This window comes from Chitinophaga parva, assembly GCF_003071345.1.
GTDB classification, from domain to species: domain Bacteria; phylum Bacteroidota; class Bacteroidia; order Chitinophagales; family Chitinophagaceae; genus Chitinophaga; species Chitinophaga parva.
Map to the genome: position 1 here is coordinate 541,512 of NZ_QCYK01000001.1, position 16,671 is coordinate 558,182.

Below are 16,671 nucleotides of genomic sequence, written 5' to 3' on the forward strand. Positions count from 1 at the left end.
TGTGCCCCTCACGGCAATTGGCTCAGCACCACGTCATCCAGGATGGAGAACACTACGATCAGCACCAGCGCTATGGCAAACATCACGGTGGAGATTCTGCGGCGGGACCATTTTTCAGATGCCCCCTGGTGGAGCCGTCTCCAGATCAGTAACCAGATGCCTGCGCCGAGCAGCAGGCTGCTCACATAAATGACTGCGGGTAGTATTCCCATGAGTATTGATTTCGTTATACCATCAGGCGCACAGGGCGCCTGTTTTATTGTACGGCACGCGGGTGCGTGTTGTTGTTTTCTTTACTGGTGGCGGCCGTGTTTACGGCGTCTGTTGCACTGGCAGGTGCTGCCTGCAAGGTATGAAGGCCTTCAAATACTTTTTTCAAATTGCCATACAACTGGCGGTACAGGCCGAAATATTGCCCGTAAACCGCTGCCAGGGCCGCATTGGGCGCAAACACCTTGTCTGCATCGGTGGTGGCATTGTGCGGGCGGGGCTGCCCCACGGCTTCCATGGCCAGCCAGATGGCGCCCAGCGTGGATGCGTCACTTTGCTGCTGCAGGTGCATCGGCAGTTGAAAAATATCCGCCAGCAGTTGGATCCACGCAGGGCTGGCCGTGAAGCCGCCGCTTACGGAGATCTTTTTGACAGGGCCTACGGTTTCCTGCAGGGCCATAGTTACCTCCAGCAGGTCATAGGCCATCCCTTCCATGAGGGCGCGCAGGAAATGCGCCGGTGTATGCCCGGGTTGTATACCCACAAAGGCGCCCCGCGCCAGGCTGTCCCACACAGGGGCACGCTCGCCCATGAGATAGGGCAGGCAAAGCAGGCCTTCTGCTCCCGGAGGCAGTGCCAGGGCCTGTTCCAGCGCGGTGGTAAAAGGGGTATTGGGCATAAACTGTTTGGCATACCACTGCAGCACCACGCCCCCGTTGTTAATGGCACCTCCACTCACGTACTGGTCTTTCAAAATATAAGTGAAGAGGCGTTGCTGCGCATCTATCAGCGGCCGGTGGGTGGTCATGCGCACGGCGCCGCTGGTGCCAATGGTGAGGGTAGCATGGCCTTCGTCCATGGCATCGCTGCCTAACTGGGCCAGGCACCCGTCGCTGCCGCCGGCTACCAGGGGTATAAGGGCAGGCAGGCCCAATTCCTTTGCCACCGCGGGCTCCAGCCCTTGCAGGATGTCCACGCTGCGCACCACCCTGGCCAGCTGGCTTTCCTGTATGCCGGCTACGGCCAGGGCTTCCGGGCTCCAGGCATGCGTGTGAATGTTATACATGCCAGTGGCGGAAGCCGTGGCATCGTCTATATAAAACCGGCCCAGGAGGCGGTGTAAAACGTATTCTTTGATCCCCACAAAATAAGCCGCCCTGGCAAACATGGCCGGCTCCGACCCGCGCCACCAGGCTATCTTGCACAGGGGCGACATGGGATGGATAGGAGTACCGGTTTGCGTGTAAATGTCCCGGCCCTCCGGTGTGTTCTTCAGCCGGGCGGCCATGGGCAGGCTGCGGTTATCTGCCCAGATCAGCATGGGGGTGATGGGCTTTCCATCCTTGTCTGTAGCCATGATGCTGTGCATGGCGTTACTGAAGGCAATAGCCGCAGGCACTCCCTGCCGGGCCACGATGGCCTTAATGCATTGGAGCACGGCGGCTACCATTTGTTCCGGGTCCTGTTCACTGTGATCGGGGCTGGGCTGGTAAATGCCGTAGTGCACCTGCTCTACCTGCAATGCCACTCCCTGGCTGCTCAGCGCCAGGCCTTTGGTGCTGCTGGTGCCAATATCTATCCCGATAAAGTAGTTCCCATCGCTTTTCATAAGTCGAATATCGAACAAAGTAAAAAAAGACCTTTCATTTTCCCTGATTCTTTTATAGATTTATTGCGCCCTGTGAAGGGAGAAACACGGAAACCAAAGATTGCAGACTTTCCTGCTCGTATGCTTATGAACAGAGGGTCCACGTTGTCTATTTGTCATTAAAAAGGAAACAACACAGCTTACTGATCGCTGTGCATCTAAACTACCACGCAATGGCTTTTGAAATTAAAAAGAAGGGGAAGCGCTACGATGTATGCATTGTGGGCTCCGGGGCCGGTGGCGGCATGGCCGCCAAGATGCTGGCCGACGCGGGCCTGAGTGTAGCCCTCCTGGAAGCTGGGCCCAATTATGACCCCGCCAATCCTGAACAATCCACCCAACTGAAATGGCCGTGGGAGTCGCCGCGCAGGGGCGCCAGCACCTCCCGCCCTTTTGGCGATTTTGATGCCGCCTACGGCGGATGGGAACTGGAAGGAGAACCCTACACCCAGAAAAATGGTACCCAGTTCGACTGGTTCCGCTCCCGCATGGTGGGTGGCCGTACCAACCACTGGGGCCGCATTTCCCTCCGCTTCAGCGAGCGCGATTTTAAACACCGCGATGTGGATGGCCTGGGTGAGAACTGGCCCATTGGCTATGCCGATATTAAACCTTATTATGACCGCCTCGATAAAATGGTGGGCGTGTTTGGCACCAAAGAAGGGCTGATCAATGAGCCGGATGGCTACTTCCTGCCGCCGCCCAAGCCCCGCCTGCACGAAATGCTGATCACCCAGGCCGGCCGCAAAATAGGCCTGCCCGTGATCCCCTCCCGCCTTTCCATACAAACCCGTTCCGTGAATAAAGACCGGGGCGCCTGCTTCTTCTGCCGCCAGTGCGGCCGCAGCTGCCAGGTATATGGTGATTTCTCCTCCTCTTCCGTACTGGTAAAACCCGCTGTGGCCACCGGCCGTGTAGACCTGTATGTAAATGCCATGGCCCGCGAGGTAAAGACAGATGACAAAGGCCTGGCCACTTCTGTATTGTACGTAGATAAGACAGACCTGCAGGAATATGAAATAAATGCTAAAACGATTGTGCTGGCGGCCAGCACCTGTGAAACGGCCCGCCTCCTGCTCAATTCAAAAAGCGCCCGCTTTCCCAACGGCCTGGCTAACTCCAGCGGCCTGGTGGGCAAGTACCTGCACGACAGCACCGGGGCCTCCCGCGGGGCTTACATTCCCTCTTTGATGGACCGCAAGCGCTACAACGAAGACGGCACCGGCGGTATGCACGTGTATGTGCCCTGGTGGGCGGATAATTCCAAGCTGGATTTTGCCCGTGGCTACCACATAGAAATGGGTGGTGGTATGGGTATGCCCAGCTACGGCTTTGGCATGGGCATGCACCGCCTGAACGGCCTGCCGGACAAGAACGGCAAAACCAAGCCCGCCGGCGGTTACGGCAAAGGCCTGAAAGAAGACATCCGCCGCTACTACGGCGCTACCATCGGGATGGCAGGCCGCGGGGAAGCTATTGCCCGTGTAGACAACTATTGCGAAATAGACCCGAACGTGGTGGATAAATATGGCATCCCCGTGCTGCGCTTCAACTACAAATGGAGTGAGCACGAGATCAAACAGGCCAAACATATGCATGACACCTTCGAGGAGCTGATACACGCGCTGGGCGGCATTCCCATGGGTACCAAGCCCGGGGAAGACACCATGTACGGGCTGGAAAATCCCGGCCGTATCATCCACGAAGTAGGCACCACCCGCATGGGCAACGATCCTAAAAAATCAGTGCTCAACAAATACAACCAGTCGCACGATGTGAAGAACCTCTTCGTGATGGACGGCGGCTCTTTTGTAAGCCAGGCGGATAAGAATCCCACCTGGACCATCATGGCCCTGGCCATCCGCTCTTCCGAGTATTTGTATGAAGAACTGAAAAAACAGAACATCTAAAAGCCGCAAATCCCATGGATAGAAGAAAATCGATCAAAGCCCTGCTGGTGGGCAGTGCCGCGGCGGGCGCGCTGCTGGCGGGCTGCCACGAAGGCACCACTACAGAAAGAAAGGCCACCGATAAGCCGGAAAAAGAAAAAGGCTACGGCCGCACCCCGGTAGAAGCGGAGCGCGATACCAAACTGAAAGCGGAAAAATTCTTTACCCCCGCGGAGATGAGCACCATCACCGTGCTGGCAGATATCATCATCCCCAAGGATGAACATTCCGGCTCCGCCTCGGAGGCCGGGGTGCCGGACTTCATAGAATTTATCGTAAAAGACCAGCCGGAGTGGCAGATCCCCCTGCGCGGAGGCCTGCGCTGGCTGGATGTGCAGATGGCCACCCGCTATGGCAAATCCTTTGTGGACGCCACGCCGGAACAGCGCATTGCCATGGTGGACCTCATTGCCTACCCCGAGCAGGCCGCCCCGGAAATGAGCCAGGGTGTTACCTTCTTTAACCACATGCGCGACCTCACCGCCACCGGTTTTTACACCACTAAGCTCGGCGTGAAAGACCTGGGTTATATTGGCAACGCGCCCAATGAATGGGATGGCCCGCCCGCGGATGTACTGGCCCAGTACAACCTGAGCTATGATGAAAAGTACGTGCCGCTCTACCTGAAAATGGAAGACCGCGGCAAGCTGATGACCTGGGACGACTAAACGCCCTGCGGCACTGGCCACACCGACTTTGCGCCATACAGATGCAGCAACTATTATTACTCCATTTATCCATGCTTTAAACAACACTCAATGCAAGAGGACAACAAAAAAACCGGCGCAAATTCCCGCCGTGATTTCCTGAAAAACGGCGCACTGGCTGCTGCCGGTTTTATGATTGTACCCCGCCATGTACTGGGCGGTAAAGGATTTATTGCGCCCAGCGACCGCCTGCAGATTGCCGGTATAGGCGTGGGCGGTAAGGGCCAGGGCGACATCGCCGCCTTTGCAAAGGGGCCGGTAGACATTGCCTACCTCTGCGACGTGGACGACCGCCGCGCCCAGGCCAGCCGCACCGCTTTCCCGAAAGCCAAGTACTACAAGGATTTCCGGGAAATGCTGGAAAAAGAGCACAAACACATTGATGCGGTATCTGTATCCACCCCGGACCACCAGCACGCGGTAGCCGCCATGGCCGCCATGCAGCTGGGTAAACACGTGTACGTACAGAAACCCCTCACCCACGATATTTATGAAGCCCGTGCCCTTACCGCTGCTGCCAAAAAATACAAGGTGGTAACCCAGATGGGCAACCAGGGCTCCTCCGGCGATGGCGTACGCCAGCTGATGGAATGGTACAATGCCGGCCTGATAGGCGAGGTAGACACCGTGTACTGCTGGACAGACCGTCCCGTATGGCCACAGGGTATTCCCTGGAGCGCTAACAAGGCGGAAGTACCCAAGGAACTGAACTGGGATCTCTGGCTGGGCACCGCCCCGTATAAAGATTACGTGGATAAACTGGTGCCCTTCAACTGGCGTGGCTGGTGGGATTATGGTACCGGCGCCCTGGGCGACATGGGCTGCCATCTCATTGAACCGCCCTTCCGCGTACTGGGCCTGGAATATCCCAGCGAAGTGGAATGCAGCGTAGGTTCTGTGTATGTAGATGAATTCAAACGCGGCTACTTCCCCGACAGCTGCCCGCCCTCTTCCCACGTAACCCTCCGGTTCAAGAAACCCGATGGCAAGATGGTGACCCTGCACTGGATGGACGGTGGCATTCAGCCCACACGCCCCGAAGAACTGGGCCCCAACGAAGTAATGGGCGACGGTGGCAACGGCGCGCTGTTCATCGGCTCCAAAGGCAAGATGATGTGCGGTACCTATGGCATCAACCCGCAGCTGCTGCCCACCAGCAGAACCGCTACCGCAAACGTGCCGCAAACCATTACCCGCGTACCGGGTGGTGCGGAAGGCCACTACCTGCAGTGGGTGAATGCCGCCATTGCCGGTTACGGCAAGCACCAGGTAAGCTCTCCCTTCGAGATCGCCGGCCCGCTCACCGAAACCCTGCTTATGGCAAACCTGGCCATCCGCAGCTTCGACATCCGCAAGCCCAAACCCGAAAATCCTTCCCAGTTCAGCTATCCCGGCCGCTACATCAAGCTCCTGTGGGACCAGCAGAACATGAAGGTGACCAACTTTGACGATGCGAACCAGTTCGTAAAGCGCACCTACCGTCAGGGCTGGAGCTTAGGCGTGTAAGATTACAATTGTTGAATATGTTAAGTAGGCAATGGCCGGGCGTATGCCTGGCCATTCGTCTTTAAATATTGTCCTAAGCCCCAGGCCTGAAGTACCAGGCACATATCAGGCGGGATGAGATTCTTTGAGGATTGAATAACCGGCAAGAACAATACCTAAGCCCAGGGCCCCCTTATTCAAATAAAAAAGCCGCCGGCCAGAAGACCAGCAGCTTTAATACACACATTTATAAAAAAAACACTATCCGGATTTGAATAGCATTTTCGTAAATATCCCGTATACAAAAATGGAAATACCGGCTAAGGGTGCCGGCAATAATGAGTAGACGTGGAATCTTCGAAAATGATTAAATTGCTTTTAGGCGGTTTCCTATGCTAAAACTGTTGCTCCGTCAAGATACCACTTTCCCCGTTAAATATTTTCTAAAAATAAAGGTACCCCATACGCTTATTTACAACAAAAGGGCCTGCTTACCGGACAAATCAAATTATTAAAATAAATAATATTTTTGTTTAATTTATGTATCTTCGTGGTCACCGAAATACCGATACCCGGCAACTGAGATTGCAAATCCACTACGCCTATGAAACGTTTCTACAAACACCTGCTGTTTGCAGCATCCGGCACATTGCTGCTGGCCGCCTGTAAAAAGGAACTTTCCACTCCTTATCCCGAGAACACCACTCCCCTGGTACGCACCACCTTTGAAGGAGTGGTGAAAGACCAGGACAACCTGGTGATAGACAGCGCCCAGGTAACCGCCGGCGGCGTTACCATCTACACCGATGCCAATGGCTATTTCAAACTTTCCCAGGTGCTGGTAGACAGTACCGCTGCCACCGTGATTGCGGGCAAGCCCGGTTACGACGCAGATACTGCCACCATGGTCACGCATTCCTACGCCACCCACCAGGTAGTGTTTACGCTGAGCCCCTCTCACTAAGGCAACACACCGGAATCCTTTGCGGTAGCGCATTGCAGCGCACCGGCCGTGCGTGTATGGCGGTGTTACGGTACATTTTTTGTGTGATAGCAGCGGCCATCTCCGGCTGCCGCTAAAAACCATATCACACCCATGAAGATGCTCCGTTACAGCGCCATTGCCCTGCTGGGCCTGGGCCTTACCTTTGCCGCCTGCAAAAAGGAAAAAAGCCGGGAAGGCAACGTAAAACCTTCCACGCCCGATTCCTACGCGCCTTACACCGTGGGCTCTTCCTTCCGCTACCAGGATGTAAGCACACTCAATGACACCACTACCTACACCGTAACCGTGACCGGCGATACAACGATCGATGGCACCATTTACCAGATCATGCAGGGAAGTAACGGGGTTACCACGTATAACAGTTATGATGACCAGGGCAATTATTACCAGATTGCCGGCCATCTCACTTACCAGCAATACAGTTTTGGATCTTTCAAAAGCCTTTACCTGAAATCCGCGGCCCCCGTGGGTTCCAGCTGGAACGATACCGTATCTGTGGATGTACAGGGCATAGCCCAGCGCGGCAAACTGACCTACACCATGGAGCAGAAAGCCATCTCCAAAATAGTGGGAGATACCAGCTACACCGGAGTAAGCGCCGTGCAAACTTCCGGCTCCCTGCTGGACCTGCCCCTGCCCATCACCATTTCACTGGGCACTAACTTTTACGCATCGGGCGTGGGCCTGGTGGAAACGGATACCCAGACAGATACCGTGCGCCTCATTGACTACACTATTGTGAAATAAAATATCGGTTTGTAGATCACACAAAAGCCCCGGCGCCATTTGCCGGGGCTTTTTTCATGGTCTGCTGTATGCCGCTGCCAGCAGGAGTTTGCGCCTATTCTTTTTCGTAAATGCTTTTCAGGAAAGTTTGCACCGCCGCGCGGATATTGCTGTTCTTATCATTATGGTTATTCACCATCACGCTAAATACCAACCGGCGTCCTTTCTTTGTAACCAGGTAGCCGCTCAGGTTAAAGCAGTTGCCAAAAGAGCCGGTCTTTGCATAGATGGCGTTTTCCATACCTGCATAATAATTAGAGAGGGTGCCTTTGCCGGCCGTAGGAAATATCTTGTAGATCCGCTGCGCTCCAAAACCGGCATAGAGCTTTTGCAACACAGTAACGATATCGCGGGGAGTAAAAAGATTATAACGGGAAAGCCCTGAACCGTCTACCCAGTGCGGGTCCTGGGGCAGGTTGTTTAACTGGTGCCGGAGCATGTAATCTATCACTTTGGCGGTACTGATGGTATCCAGCAGGTGGCTGCTGGCGGCCATGAGCATGTGCTCTGCCATGCCATCATCACTTTCATACATCATGGTGCGCAGTACCTCATCCACCGGCCGGCTGTAAAAAACGGCGGCTGCTGACATGTCATGTGTAGCCGTTACCGTTACGCCCACGTGCAGGGTGTCTGCCAGCCGCACGGCCAGGTCCTGCACGGAGCCGGTAATGAAAGGCACCTGCACTTCCGTGGCGTTGTTATTCCGCTCCGGGTAGTGCACATAAAACTGGTTACTGTGCAGCAAGCGCCCTGGGGTAGCTTCTTTCAGGGTGTTATCCACCCCGGTGAGAATGGGCGCCTGGTTAAAGAAAGCGGGAGCAATGCTATCCGCCTTCCAGCGGTGATAGAAGGTGACCATGTTGCCGTACATGGGCCATTCATTGCGCTCCGGCTGGTAGTAGGTCTCATAATCCTCCCACGACCAGCCGGGACCCATGGGCTGATCCTCATTGATAGCCGGCACCAGGGCAATGGGCTTGCCCGCAGCACGCAGCCAGGCAAAGGCCTGCTGTTGTGGAAATAAAGGGTTGAGGAAACTGATATCTGCCGTACCCTGCACGTACAGCGTGTCTGCCGTAAGCTGGTAGCGGAAGGCGGGCACGGAATCGCCCAGGAGGGTGAGCGCCGTGTAGGTGGTAAATATCTTGGTATTGGATGCCGGCAGGAAATACTTGTTATCCTGGTACTGGTACAGGTACTTGCCGGCCACCGGGTCGTAAATACAAATGCCGGTGTGCGCACCTGCCAGGGCTTTGTTATTGCGGAGGGCGGCCGCCCGTTCCGCCAGCTGTGCATGTGCGGGCAAAGCGGCCACCAGTAAGGCTGCCAGCGGGAAAAAGAGTTGCTTCATGGAAAAATGGTAACGCGTTTTTACGGCACATGCTCCCCGGGAAACGGGTGGGATGGCCCTGGCTCAAAATAAAAAGAATTAACGGGTAAACCACGGGATTTTACCTAAACCACACCCACCCATCTAAGCCAGAATCCCTACATTTGAAACTCTAAACCCGGCGTATGAATATCATCTTCCGCTTAATCATCAGTGCCCTGGCGGCCTTTGCCACCGCTTACATCCTGCCCGGGGTAAGGCTGGATTCTTTCCTGACCGCTCTCATACTGGCGGTGGTGCTGGGTGTACTGAACCTGCTGGTAAAACCGGTACTGGTATTTCTCACATTTCCTATCACGGTATTTACCCTGGGCCTGTTCCTGCTGGTCATCAATGCGGTGATCATCCTGGTGGCGGCCAAGCTGGTAAATGGTTTCCGGGTGGATGGTTTCTGGTGGGCCCTGCTTTTCAGCCTTGTGATGACCGTGATCAACAGCTTCCTGGTATCACTGGGCAAGCGCCCGGAAGATGTTTGACCCACCACTGCACATTCCCGTGTAATAGCCACCTGTATCACGCAACATCAAACGGTATGTACTTCGACAGATCCAACCTGACCGACGCACAACTCCTTCAGTTTTACAAAGCTTTGTTGTACCCACGGCTGGTAGAAGAAAAAATGCTCCTGCTGCTCCGGCAAGGGCGCATTTCCAAATGGTTTTCCGGCATTGGCCAGGAAGCCATCGCTACAGGCGCTACCCTGGCCATGGAGGCGGAAGAATGGATCCTGCCGCTGCACCGCAACCTGGGCGTATTCACCACGCGCAACATGCCCCTGCACAAGCTTTTCCAGCAGTGGCAGGGGCACCCGGAAGGCTATAGCCGGGGCCGGGAGCGCAGCTTCCACTTTGGCAGTAATGCCCATCATATCTGGGGCATGATCTCCCACCTGGGGCCCCAGCTTTCCATCGCAGACGGTATAGGCCTGGCCCATCGCCTGCAAAACGAGCAAAAAGCCGTACTGGCCTTTACCGGTGAAGGCGGCACCTCCGAAGGCGAGTTTCACGAAGCCCTGAACCTGGCGGCCGTATGGGACCTGCCGGTGATCTTTCTCATTGAAAATAACGGCTATGCTCTCAGCACCCCGGTAGAGGAGCAGTACCGCTGCTCCCAACTGGCAGACAAGGCCTGGGGCTATGGCATGGAAGGCATGCGCATTAACGGCAATAACCTGCTGGAAGTGTACCAGACCATCCAGAAAGCGCGGGAATACGCCATCCGCGAGCAAAAACCGGTGCTCATCGAAGCCATGACCTTCCGCATGCGGGGCCATGAAGAAGCCAGCGGCACTAAATATGTGCCTGCAGCCCGGCTGGAAGAATGGGCCCTGCTGGACCCCATCCACCAGTATGAAGCATTCCTGGCAGATCATAAACTGCTGGGCGATGACCGCAAAACCGCCATCTACCAGGAGCTGCATGATCTTATTGAGGCAGAACTGGCCCTCACGGCTACCGCACCGCCTGCGCACAGCAGCATTGAACACGAACTGCGGGATGTTTACGCCCCCCTTCCCGCTACCGCCACTACCCTGCCCGCCGCGGAAACTGCCCTGGCAGCCATGCCGGCGCCCCGGGAAAAGCGCTTCATAGATGCCATTACCGAGGGGCTGCAACAGGCCATGAACAAACATCCGCAGCTGGTGCTCATGGGCCAGGATATTGGTGCGTACGGGGGCGCGTTCAAGATCACAGACGGCTTCACCGAGCAGTTTGGCAAAGCCCGCGTACGCAACACACCGCTTTGTGAAAGCGCCGTGCTGGGAGCCGCCGCCGGCCTGGGCGTCCGCGGTTTTAAAAGCATGGTGGAAATGCAGTTTGCTGATTTTGTGACCTGCGGGTTTAACCAGATCGTGAACAACCTGGCCAAGCTGCATTACCGCTGGGGCCAGGCGGCAGATGTGGTGGTGCGCCTGCCCACGGGCGCTGGCGTAGGGGCCGGCCCGTTCCACTCCCAGAGCAATGAAGCCTGGTTTACCCACACGCCCGGCCTCAAAGTGGTGTACCCCTCTAACCCGGCAGACGCCAAAGGCCTGCTGCTGGCGGCTTTTGAAGACCCCAACCCGGTGCTGTACTTTGAGCACAAGGCCCTGTACCGCAGTATAAATGGGCCGGTGCCGGAACCATATTATGTAACCCCCATCGGCAAGGCCCACCTGGTAATGGAAGGCACAGGGGCCAGCATTATCACCTACGGCAGTGGCGTGCACTGGGCGGTGGAATATGCCACGCAACACCCGGAAGCCTCACTGGATATCCTGGACCTGCGTACCCTGCTGCCCCTGGACTACGATGCCATCCGTGACACGGTGCAGCGTACCGGCCGGGTGCTGGTGCTGCATGAAGACACGCTGACCGGTGGCCTGGGGGGTGAGATTGCCGCCTGGATAGCGGAGCATTGTTTTTCCGCCCTGGATGCACCGGTAATGCGCTGCGCCAGCCTGGACACGCCCGTTCCATTTGCCGGCCCGCTGGAACAGCAATTCCTGGCCAAATCCAGGCTGGAGGCCACTCTTGGCAAATTACTGGCGTATTAAATTATGGATATGTATAAGGTATAATTCAGCCCTTGCGTTGTAATTGTCCATCGAATGTCATACCTTGCACACAGAATTTAAACCATCGTATATGTTGTCGTCGCTCTTAGTTTCAGAAGTAACTACTACCCAGTTCTACAAAACCGGTGATGTGATCGGTCACTACCTGGCTATCTTTTTCGTGATCCTATTGGCTTTAGGTGTGTTGTTCGCTACCGTTAAGTACGTTAAGCGCTAGTTTGTTCATAAGTCATTTTATATAAAAGACAGGCCGCATGAAACCATGCAGCCTGTCTTTGCTTTTTTTATACCTTCCTGAAGCCCGCACCTGGCGGGCTTTTTAGTGCTCTTCACTGGCGGCGGGGTTCTCCACGAACTTTTCACAGATCCGCTTACTGTCTTCATCAAAACATACCAGCAGTACTTCTTTCAACTGGTGGTCCTGCTCCAGGAACGAAGCAATGGTCTTCACCGCGATCCGTGCCGCCCTGGCTTTAGGGAAATGATAAATGCCCGTGCTGATATTGGGAAATGCAATGGTCTCCACGTGGTGCCGCACGGCCAGCTGCAGGGAGCGGCGGTAACAGTTGGCCAGCAATTGGTCCTCCTGCTTACTGCCCCCGTTCCACACAGGGCCTACGGTGTGGATCACATACTTTGCCGGCAGGTTACCTGCCCCGGTCAGTACTGCTTCGCCGATGGGGCATCCGCCCTGGCGGCGGCGGATGGCGTAACAATCTTCCAGGATGGCCGGGCCGCCCGCGCGGTGTATGGCCCCATCCACCCCGCCGCCGCCCAGCAGGGAACTGTTTGCGGCGTTCACAATCGCATCCACATGCACTTTTGTGATGTCTTCCTGGATCACGCGCACACGTTTCATAACAAGTGTTTTTAGCTTAAGAAAAATACACCGGGTATCACTCTAACGAACACCAAATTGTTGCCAGCTTTTTTACCGCTCCCGGTCTCACGGAGCTCTACTTCAAACTGGTCAAAGCTTTTGATCAGCTGCAGCAGTTTGGTGTAGCCATAGTTACGGGCGTCAAAGTCCGGTTGCTTCTTGAGGATGAGGTTTCCCAGCTCCCCAAGATAGGCCCAGCCATCTTCATCCGCTATATCGTTAATGCTGTCTGTCAGCAGGTTTATCAGTTCTTCATCCTTTTTGCTGATAGGCGGCTTGATCTTCTCCGTTTTATCTACTGTGGCTTTACCACTGGCGGCTGTTTTCTTGCGCTCCTTCTTCTGGTCCGTTTGCAGGATCTCCAGGTAAATGAACTTATCACAGGCGGCACGGAAGGCGCTGGGGGTCTTCTTCTCCCCCATACCAAACACGCGCATGCCGGCCTCGCGCAGGCGGGTGGCCAGGCGGGTAAAATCACTGTCGCTGGATACCAGGCAGAAGCCGTCTACCCGGCCGGTGTACAGGATGTCCATGGCGTCAATGATCATGGCTGCATCCGTCGCATTCTTGCCAGAGGTATAATTGTATTGTTGTACGGGGGTGATGGCATTGTCCAGCAGCACGGTTTTCCAGCCGGTGAGGGTGGGCTTGGTCCAGTCTCCGTAAATTCTTTTGAAGGTAGGGTTGCCGTATTTGGCCAGTTCTTCCATCATGCCCTTGATGTGGGTGTAGGAAATGTTGTCTGCATCGATCAACATGGCAAGGCGCAGGTCTTTTTCCTGGTCCATATGGGAATATTTAAAATAAATAAGGGCTGGCAAATTGCTGCCAGCCCTTACAAATCTAAGCTTTATCGGTCAGATGCCCTATTTCAGGTAGGAACGGAGCATCCAGGCCATTTTTTCATGTTTTTCCATGAGGCCGGTCACGAAGTCGGCAGAGCCGGAATCCTTATACTTCCCGGTGAATTCATCCACCAGCGTACGCAGCTCGCGGATGATGGTCTCATGGTCGTTCAGCAGGTTGGTCATCTGCACAATACGGTCCGTACTGTAGTCCTGTTCCAGCAGGCTGGTAGACTTCAGGAAGTCTGCCAGGCGGCCCTGCGCATAATGGCCAATGGAGCGGATGCGTTCTGCCACATCATCGATGGCTTCTTCCAGTTCGCCGTACTGCTCTTCATAAAAGCGGTGCAGCTCCAGGAAGCTGGATCCTTCAATGTTCCAGTGGTAGTTGCGGGTTTTCTGATACAATACCACCTCGTTGGCGAGCACCTGGTTCAGGGCTGTGGCCACGGACTGGCGGTGGTTGTCGGTAATGCCGATCTGTACTTGCATATGTTTAAATATTTGAGTGAGTTGCAGTGATTTAAAATTACGGATTGTTTGGTTGCCCACCGTTGTTTTTCGTCATCCCCGCTGATGACAGATAACAATGTTTTGCCGGTGTTGTTCACCCTTCCACACAAAGCGTACCTAATGTTTGGGCAAATGTTAATTTTGCAAAATGAATACAACGGAAGAGCGGATTTATACCTTACAGTTCCTGTTACTATGCCTGAGCAACCTGTTATTTTCTGCCAGTTTTAATATGCTGCTGCCCGAACTGCCAGGGTATCTGTCTCACCTGGGCGGGGCGGATTACAAAGGGTACATCCTCGCGCTCTTCACCTTGATGGCCGGCCTTTCCAGGCCATTCAGCGGCAAGCTGTCGGACACCATCGGGCGGGTGCCGGTGATGATGTTTGGCGCATTTACCTGCGTGGTGTGCAGCTTACTGTATCCTGTGGTGGGCTCCGTATTCGCTTTCCTGCTCCTCCGTTTTTTCCATGGTTTTTCCACCGGCTTTAAGCCTACCGGCACGGCGGCTTACGTATCTGACCTGGTGCCCTCCACGCGGCGGGGCGAGGCCATGGGTGTTATCGGGTTGTTCCACACCATTGGTATGAGCATAGGCCCGTCCATAGGTGGCTGGGTGAGCAAGCAATGGGGCATCCTCTTCATGTTCCGCCTGTCTGCCATGTTTGCCTTGATGTCTGTAGTGATCCTGTTTGGCATGAAAGAAACGCTGGCAAACCGGCAGCGCTTCCGCCTTTCCCTGTTACGCATTTCCCGGCACGAGCTGTTTGAGCCGCTGGTGTGGCCCGCGGTGATCGTTACCTTTCTTATTTACCTGAGCTATGGTGCGGTGTTTACCCTCATCCCGGACATGAGCGATTTCCTCGGCATTGATAACAAAGGTTTGTTCTTTTCTTTCTTCACCGGGGCCTCCATCGCCATCCGCCTGCTGGCGGGCAAGGTGTCTGACCGGTACGGGCGCATTCCCATCCTGAAAATAGCGGCTTTGATCATGGCCGCTTCCATGGCCATGATAGCCCTTACACACGACCGGGCCATGCTCTTTGCTGCGGCCGTGGTGTATGGCATTTCTGTAGGACTGGGCTCCCCGGCGGTCACTGCGTGGACCATTGACCTGGGCCAGCCGGAGCACCGGGGCCGGGCACTGGCCAGCATGTATATTGCGCAGGAAGCGGCCATTGGGCTGGGTGCTTATTTTTCCGCCCTACTGTATAATAACCGGTACGGCCGCTTCCCGGTTACGTTCTTCATCACGGCCGCCGTTACACTGGCAGCGCCGCTCTACCTTTTCACCGTGCATCCCCGCCGGAAGGCACTCCAGGCTTAGTTTTCCGGTGATAACTGGTGGCTGTTATCCGGCAGGCGCGCTCCTGGCCTAGTCTTCCGGCGATAACAATTCGCTCTTGTCCAGCAGGTCCCTGGGCAGGTCCTTGCGGCTATTGAGCCCCAGTTTGTGCATGGCCTGTGCGCGGGCCATGAGATTGCCTTTACCGGTGGTTAGTTTGCTGATGGCATTATCATATGCCTCCTGGGTTTTGTGCAGCTGGGCCCCTACCCCGCGCAGGTCTTCGGCAAAGCCGGCAAACTTCTCAAACAAAGCCGTACCCTGCCGCACAATTTCTGCCGCGTTGCGGTTTTGCTGTTCCAGTTTCCACATACTGTTGATGATCCGCAAAGTAGCCAGCAGCGCGGGTACACTTACCAGGATAATGCGTTTGCGGAAGGCATAATCATACAGGTCTTCTTCCTGCATAACCGCCAGCGCGTAGGCCGGCTCTATGGGCACAAAAAGCATTACAAAGTCTGTACTGTTGTCGTACAATGCGCTGTAATTTTTCTGGCTCAGTTCATCAATGTGGTTCTTCACGGATTGCAGGTGCGCACGCAAGGCGGCCTGTTTGTCTGCTTCATTTTCTGCACTGCAAAATGCTTCGTATGCCCGGAGCGACACCTTGGAGTCAATGACCAGCTGGCGCTGCTCCGGCAGGTGCAGCACTACGTCTGGCCGGTATTGGCGGCCGCTTTCATCGCGGCGGCTATCCTGCGTGAAATAATGCAGCTGCTTTTGCAGTCCGCTGGCTTCCAGCACCCGTTCCAGGATCACCTCGCCCCAGTTGCCTTGTTTCTTGCTGTCTGCTTTCAGTGCATTGGTGAGGTTATTGGCTTCCTTGCTCAGGGTCTGGTTCAATTGCAGCAGCTGGTGGAGCTCCGCCTGCAAGGCCGCGCGCTGCGCGGTTTCCGCCGTGTGGGAATGTTGCAGGGCGCTGCGGAAACTTTCTATCCGGTCAGACAAGGGTTTTAAAACGTCATCCAGTTTTACCTGGTTCTGTTCCAGCAGGTGGCCGGAAACCCGCTGCAACAGCTGCTGTGCGGTGAGCTCAAATTGTTGCTGCATTTGCTGGCGCCCTTCCACTGTTTGTTGCTGCAGCAGCTCATGCCGCTCCAGCAGGCGGTGGTGCACCAGCTGCAGTTCATGCTTTTCCCGGAGCACCGCGTCCAGCTGGCGTTTCACGGCACCAGACTTTTGCTGCTGCAACAGTACAATAACCAGTAACAATACCAGGCCCGCGGCCAATAGAATGGTGAGTAACATGACAACGTATTTGATAACGAAAGTAATAATAAGGCCCGGATGCGCAGTGGATCTGCGGTGTGGCAGCAAATACCCATAAAAAAGCCCTGCGCTATTGTA

16 protein-coding genes are annotated in these 16,671 nt (G+C 55.2%); 9 read left to right on the plus strand and 7 right to left on the minus strand.

All coding sequences use genetic code 11. The features are described 5' to 3' along the window. Positions 1–8 precede the first annotated feature (8 nt). On the minus strand, positions 9–212 hold the full coding sequence (locus DCC81_RS25325; RefSeq protein WP_133177508.1) for a hypothetical protein: 204 nt from the start codon (positions 210–212) through the stop codon (positions 9–11). A 44-nt stretch (positions 213–256) separates the two neighbouring features. Further along, entirely contained in the window at positions 257–1,819 is a 1,563-nt protein-coding gene (locus DCC81_RS02370) for a gluconokinase (protein ID WP_108684989.1), read from the minus strand. A 212-nt stretch (positions 1,820–2,031) separates the two neighbouring features. Between DCC81_RS02370 and DCC81_RS02375 the strand changes: the two genes are divergently transcribed. The 5 genes from DCC81_RS02375 (at position 2,032) to DCC81_RS02395 (ending at position 7,752) form a co-directional block, all read left to right on the plus strand. Continuing rightward, positions 2,032–3,768, plus strand: a complete 1,737-nt coding sequence (locus DCC81_RS02375) for a GMC oxidoreductase (protein WP_108684990.1) — start codon at positions 2,032–2,034, stop codon at positions 3,766–3,768. 14 nt (positions 3,769–3,782) lie between these two features. Beyond that, the gene (locus DCC81_RS02380; protein WP_108684991.1) at positions 3,783–4,475 is read left to right on the plus strand and encodes a gluconate 2-dehydrogenase subunit 3 family protein; all 693 of its coding nucleotides are present in this window, start codon (positions 3,783–3,785) and stop codon (positions 4,473–4,475) included. 90 nt (positions 4,476–4,565) lie between these two features. Then, positions 4,566–6,020, plus strand: coding sequence for a Gfo/Idh/MocA family protein (locus DCC81_RS02385; RefSeq protein WP_108684992.1), 1,455 nt, complete (start codon positions 4,566–4,568; stop codon positions 6,018–6,020). A 583-nt stretch (positions 6,021–6,603) separates the two neighbouring features. Next, positions 6,604–6,963 carry a peptidase associated/transthyretin-like domain-containing protein gene (locus DCC81_RS02390; RefSeq protein WP_108684993.1) on the plus strand — a complete coding sequence of 120 codons (360 nt, stop codon included), beginning with the start codon at positions 6,604–6,606 and terminating at the stop codon, positions 6,961–6,963. Between the two features lie 132 nt (positions 6,964–7,095). After that, complete coding sequence (locus DCC81_RS02395; protein ID WP_108684994.1) at positions 7,096–7,752, plus strand: hypothetical protein; 657 nt, start codon at positions 7,096–7,098, stop codon at positions 7,750–7,752. 94 nt (positions 7,753–7,846) lie between these two features. Here DCC81_RS02395 and DCC81_RS02400 read toward each other — a convergent pair whose 3' ends face one another. Further along, a complete protein-coding gene (locus DCC81_RS02400) occupies positions 7,847–9,145 on the minus strand; it encodes a D-alanyl-D-alanine carboxypeptidase/D-alanyl-D-alanine-endopeptidase (RefSeq protein ID WP_108684995.1) in 1,299 nt (432 codons plus the stop codon). Between the two features lie 164 nt (positions 9,146–9,309). Here DCC81_RS02400 and DCC81_RS02405 point away from each other — a divergent pair, with 164 nt between their 5' ends. The 3 genes from DCC81_RS02405 (at position 9,310) to DCC81_RS25485 (ending at position 11,958) form a co-directional block, all read left to right on the plus strand. Then, complete coding sequence (locus tag DCC81_RS02405) at positions 9,310–9,660, plus strand: phage holin family protein (protein ID WP_108684996.1); 351 nt, start codon at positions 9,310–9,312, stop codon at positions 9,658–9,660. A 56-nt stretch (positions 9,661–9,716) separates the two neighbouring features. Beyond that, positions 9,717–11,720 (plus strand): alpha-ketoacid dehydrogenase subunit alpha/beta, encoded by a 2,004-nt coding sequence (locus tag DCC81_RS02410; RefSeq protein WP_108684997.1) that lies wholly within the window; start codon positions 9,717–9,719, stop codon positions 11,718–11,720. Positions 11,721–11,811: 91 nt separating this feature from the next. Beyond that, a complete protein-coding gene (locus DCC81_RS25485) occupies positions 11,812–11,958 on the plus strand; it encodes a hypothetical protein (RefSeq protein ID WP_165806407.1) in 147 nt (48 codons plus the stop codon). Between the two features lie 102 nt (positions 11,959–12,060). On the opposite strand, the gene DCC81_RS02415 is transcribed toward DCC81_RS25485, so the two are convergent. The 3 genes from DCC81_RS02415 to DCC81_RS02425 all read right to left on the minus strand — a co-directional run bounded on the left by DCC81_RS02415 (position 12,061) and on the right by DCC81_RS02425 (position 13,958). After that, complete coding sequence (locus DCC81_RS02415) at positions 12,061–12,600, minus strand: O-acetyl-ADP-ribose deacetylase (RefSeq protein ID WP_108684998.1); 540 nt, start codon at positions 12,598–12,600, stop codon at positions 12,061–12,063. Between the two features lie 11 nt (positions 12,601–12,611). Beyond that, positions 12,612–13,409, minus strand: coding sequence for an NYN domain-containing protein (locus DCC81_RS02420; protein WP_108684999.1), 798 nt, complete (start codon positions 13,407–13,409; stop codon positions 12,612–12,614). A 78-nt stretch (positions 13,410–13,487) separates the two neighbouring features. Then, complete coding sequence (locus tag DCC81_RS02425) at positions 13,488–13,958, minus strand: Dps family protein (RefSeq protein ID WP_108685000.1); 471 nt, start codon at positions 13,956–13,958, stop codon at positions 13,488–13,490. A gap of 169 nt (positions 13,959–14,127) precedes the next feature. Here DCC81_RS02425 and DCC81_RS02430 point away from each other — a divergent pair, with 169 nt between their 5' ends. Continuing rightward, positions 14,128–15,306 carry an MFS transporter gene (locus DCC81_RS02430; protein WP_108685001.1) on the plus strand — a complete coding sequence of 393 codons (1,179 nt, stop codon included), beginning with the start codon at positions 14,128–14,130 and terminating at the stop codon, positions 15,304–15,306. Between the two features lie 48 nt (positions 15,307–15,354). Here DCC81_RS02430 and DCC81_RS02435 read toward each other — a convergent pair whose 3' ends face one another. Beyond that, positions 15,355–16,572 (minus strand): DNA recombination protein RmuC, encoded by a 1,218-nt coding sequence (locus DCC81_RS02435; protein WP_108685002.1) that lies wholly within the window; start codon positions 16,570–16,572, stop codon positions 15,355–15,357. Positions 16,573–16,671 lie beyond the last annotated feature (99 nt).